At 60.7% G+C, this 4,191-nt stretch carries 4 protein-coding genes and 1 pseudogene; 4 read left to right on the top strand and 1 reads right to left on the bottom strand.

Annotated features, from left to right (window positions below; all coding sequences use genetic code 11):
- Together JOZ76_RS15700 and JOZ76_RS15695 are read left to right on the top strand one after the other, a co-directional pair.
- Window positions 1–350 (top strand): hypothetical protein (locus tag JOZ76_RS15700; protein ID WP_441300038.1); only part of this gene is annotated, 350 nt, incomplete at its 5' end.
- A gap of 447 nt (window positions 351–797) precedes the next feature.
- On the top strand, window positions 798–986 hold the full coding sequence (locus tag JOZ76_RS15695) for a hypothetical protein (protein ID WP_291699528.1): 189 nt from the start codon (window positions 798–800) through the stop codon (window positions 984–986).
- Between the two features lie 954 nt (window positions 987–1,940).
- Here the strand turns inward: JOZ76_RS15695 and JOZ76_RS15690 are convergent.
- The gene (locus JOZ76_RS15690) at window positions 1,941–2,867 is read right to left on the bottom strand and encodes a DUF2891 family protein (RefSeq protein ID WP_291699527.1); all 927 of its coding nucleotides are present in this window, start codon (window positions 2,865–2,867) and stop codon (window positions 1,941–1,943) included.
- 201 nt (window positions 2,868–3,068) lie between these two features.
- Between JOZ76_RS15690 and JOZ76_RS15685 the strand changes: the two genes are divergently transcribed.
- On the top strand, window positions 3,069–3,992 hold the full coding sequence (locus JOZ76_RS15685; RefSeq protein ID WP_291699526.1) for a spermidine synthase: 924 nt from the start codon (window positions 3,069–3,071) through the stop codon (window positions 3,990–3,992).
- A pseudogene (locus JOZ76_RS15680) lies at window positions 3,989–4,191 on the top strand (fused MFS/spermidine synthase); the annotation flags it as partial. The gene JOZ76_RS15685 and the pseudogene JOZ76_RS15680, both read left to right, overlap by 4 nt.

The following is a 4,191-nucleotide window of genomic DNA, read 5'->3' as shown; positions in this document are numbered from 1 at the left end:
TTGGAGCGGAGGGAACTGCGGGGACTGCTGCCAACAGCCTCATTGAAGGCCTTCAGAACCATGACATGGGGGAAATCACCGCCGCTGCGACCCAATTGATCACCAACGCGAGCGACTTTGCAGGAAACAACCAGCAAGCTAACGGCGCCAACTATGACGCCGTGGTGGCGGCTGCGACGGGATCGACGGCGCCCTTCATTGCTTTACAAGGTGGGAACGGACATCACGATGGCCAACAATCCGCTAGCGTACAAAGTACGGGCGCGGATGTAGAGCATCACTCCGCTACGGATGTCGGGCATCACTCCGAGCTGGCTTCGACCTTTGCACATTTCTGGCATCATGCGTAAGGCGGCGGGGGTCAGGGGACGACCATTTCGCCTCGTTTGGCACAGGTCAGTACGACCCGGCCAACACCTCATGAAGTCCATCACCATTTCGGGCATATGTGGGGCTGAGGCCCCACATTCACCATGAGTCCTCCTGCTAGGCAATGTCTGCAAGTGTGCCCGTGGCTGACCCTAGCCCCAAGGGGGCCGCGAGGTCTGCTTCCGGATCGTGATCTGAACAGTGCCCATGCAAGGTGGCCAAGTCCTTTGGCCATTAGGGACATGCTGTTGTAAGCATCGATGTCGGCTTTGTGCTGCTTGGCGGACATGGAACCGGTCGGCTCGACTGAGAGCCTCAACGGAACTGGGAACAATGTCCAAGCGATCTGATTGGAACATTGGTACGGCCGAGCTGGGATAGACAAGGAAGTATTCCTGGAGAAGCATCTTTACAGGAAGGAGCCACAAATGGATGACGAACGAAAATCATCAAAAGCGGGGAAACGGGCCGCTGAAGGCTTGCGCGAAGCAACTGCCAAGGACGAAGCGAAGAACGAGAGCAAGATGGGGCACGATCTAGCTAAGAGCGCTGATCGCTTCGAAGAACGCTCCAAAAGCTCCGATGGAAAAAGCGCAGAAGAAAAACAAAAAGGGTAATCCAACAGCAGATCCATCGCGGCATTCCTAACCTTGTGCAATTGACATCGCATTTCGATTGAGCGGCGTGTCGCCGCAACAAACTTCTGCTCCTTGCGCGTGGGCGTCTCGTTGATGATCTCCATCGCGGGACCGCTCGGCGGTCGCGTGGCGATCGTTCTGACCCTGCTGCAGGGCTTGACGCCGCTCCCGGTCCTCAGCTGGCTGGCATCGGTCGTGACGCGTTGCAATTCGTCGACTCGCGACCCTGATTCTTTCTGTTGTCCAGCCCCCTTTGCAAAAATATTTTGCTTCCGTTTTTCAGAATAGTGTGGTTCACTCCTCCCGTCCCGCGCTCATCGGAGGGGCGCTTCGCGATCGTCACGAACGTGGAGCGCGGGATGCGGTGGCCGCGATGCATCGTCGGACGAACGATGCGTCGCGGACGACGAAGTCGTGTGGTCCTGGCCTCCCGACGCTGAGGCCAAGCTCGCGGGAATGATGATCCTGCGAGCGACGGGGGCAAGAAAGCCCGGTCCCCGGGGAGATCACGTATAAGCCGTAACCCATCGCGCGGGGAATGCCGGATGATTCGGCTGAACCTGTGGTTCCTTCCCCGTGCTTTTTTACTGCACGGGGGCCATGGGTGAGGCCTTCACCCGGCATTCCCTGCGCCCTCTCAATTGTAGAGGGCGGTAGTGAGCAAGACTCGGGCGTGAATCGCGCCGCGAGAAGGCTCCAACATGCCGTGGAAACTGCGCGTCACATTCTCGGCGGTCATTGCCCGCGAAAGCGGGCAATCCAGTACGCCGCGGCCTATCGGCTCGAGCACTGACGTCTCTGGAATACTGGATCGCCCGGACAAGCCGGGCGATGACAGCCGAACAAATATGCGGCTCTATAATGTTGAATCTGCATGTCGTTGAGCAAGGGCGGATGGAGCGCAGGTTTTTCGCCGCGACAGTTCCGCTCCACCTAGCGTCCCCGCTCCGCCCCGAACAGCGGCTGCAGCGCGAACATGGCAAATTGCGCGACCCAGTGCCCGACCACCAGATAATCGCCGCGCCAATTGGTCGCCGGCGTCAGGCCGCGGTGGAGATGTTCGGCATAGCAGCGGGCGACATCGGCGCGGCCGCTCGCCGCATACATGTCCCAGAGGCCCCAGGCGCGGCTGAAATTCAGGCCGAATTCGTGATCGCTGGCCGCACGCAGAACCGGCGACGGAAGCCCGTTCGCCGCGATGAAGCCGTCGAGCCAGCTCGCGTAAGTCGCGCGATCGAGCACGCGCGCGATGAGCGCAGCGGCATTGGTGCCGACCGCCATGAAGCTGCAGCGTTCGCACGCATAGCCGTAAGGCTGCTCCGCATCGACGAAGTCTTTTTTGATCCAGCCCACAAGCTCGTCTTCGAGCTCCGACGCGTTGCGATATCGCGCGTAGTCAAGCATGTTGATCAGCGCAAAGGAACAGCTCGCATAGGCGCCCGACAGTGGATCGATCCCCTGGACGCGAAAATGCTCGTGCAGGCTGGCTGCGACCTCGTCAGTGAAGGCAAGCAGATCGTCCGCGCCGGTCAGCCTGTGGTGATCGATCGCGAGCCTGAGGAACCAGGCCCGCCCGTACGGCATTTCAAATTGCGGTGAGCTGGACAGATGCTGCCGCTCCGCACAGAGCGCGTCGGCGTTCAGGATCGACGCCACCAGCGACGCATATCGCGCATCGCCCGTTGCCCGCTGATAGGCGATCAGCGCCCAGACGCCATGAACGGCCGAATGCCAGTCGACACAGCCCTTGAACGCCGGATGTCTCGTATCCTGCCGCCGGCTGGCGCAGGCGACCTGATGCGCCAGTTCGGCTGCGATCGCGTCCTTGCCGTCCTGAAAGCGAGCAAGCTCCGGCGACATCTGCGCGATGGCCCCACAAGTTCCGCTGATCGTGGCCGTGGCTCGCTCGTCATTCGCCTTCGAGCCATGGCGATGAGGCAGCCGGCCAAGTGGATGTTTTTCTATTCCAACAGGGCACAATAGTCTATGAGAGCGGCAATTCTTCGCCCTTTCCGGCCTGCCCGGCCAGGAGTCCTTAAGCCCCAGGGAAACAGAGTTTTGATGATCCTCCGATCGGTCATTTTCGGCGTGCTTGCGAGCTTGAGCCTGGTCACGTCAGGTCTTGCGCAGGACACCCGCCGTCTCCTGGACTCCAAGGAGTCGCTCTACAACAACATCTACGTGTACGAGGATCCGCCCTACCGCAGCATGACCTTCGGTCACAACAAGCGGATCTACACCGAGAGCATGTACAACACCGGCGACGACCGCGACCTGCCGGTCGACTACACCCGCTACATGACCGCCACGTTGATGTACGCCAAGGACGTGCACGCCATCCTCGAGATCGGCTTTGGCGGCGGGCGCACCGCGTGGTATCTGCACCGCTTCCTGCCAAAGGTGTCGGTGACCTCGGTCGAGCTCGATCCGGCGGTGCTCGATCTGGCGAAGAAATATTTCGGCATCAAGGACGAGCCGAATTTCCAGGTCGTCAACCGCGACGGCAGGCTGTTCCTGTCAGAGGCCAAGGACAAATACGACATCATCCTGATCGATGCCTATCGCGGCCCCTTTGTGCCTTTCCACCTCCTCACCAAGGAATTCTACCAGATCGTCAAGGACCATCTCGCCGATGGCGGCGTGGTCGCGCAGAACGTCGAGCCCTCGACCATGCTGTTCGATTCCGCGGTCAAGACCATCGCGTCCGTCTTCCCCGAACTCGACTTCTATCGCGCCGACGGCAACATCGTCACGGTCGGCTATAATGGGCCGACCCGCAGCGCCGAGGATCTCGCCGCAGCCGCGCGCGAGCGCGACGCGGCGTTCGCTCTGCGCTACAGCCTGTCGGACATGCTCGCGCAGCGCCGGCGTATCCAGATCGATGGTGGCAAGGTCATCGACGCCAATGCCAAGGTTTTGACCGACGATTTCGCCCCGGTCGAGACGCTCAAGAACGTCGAGCGGCACAACAGGAAACTGCCTTGACCAGCGTATCGCGCGTGCTGCTGCTCTCGATCTATTTCTGCGCCTTCGTGGTCGGCGGCGTGCTGATGGGTTTTGAGATGCTGGGCAGCCGCTATCTGTTCCCCTATTTCGGCGGCAGCATCGGCACCTGGGCGAGCCTGATCTCGACCGTGCTCTGCGCACTGGCGATCGGCTATTTCGGCGCCAGCGCGCTCGACGA

The sequence above is a fragment of the Bradyrhizobium sp. genome (assembly GCF_019244115.1).
Lineage (GTDB): Bacteria > Pseudomonadota > Alphaproteobacteria > Rhizobiales > Xanthobacteraceae > Bradyrhizobium.
This window is presented reverse-complemented; position numbering and strand designations above follow the sequence as displayed.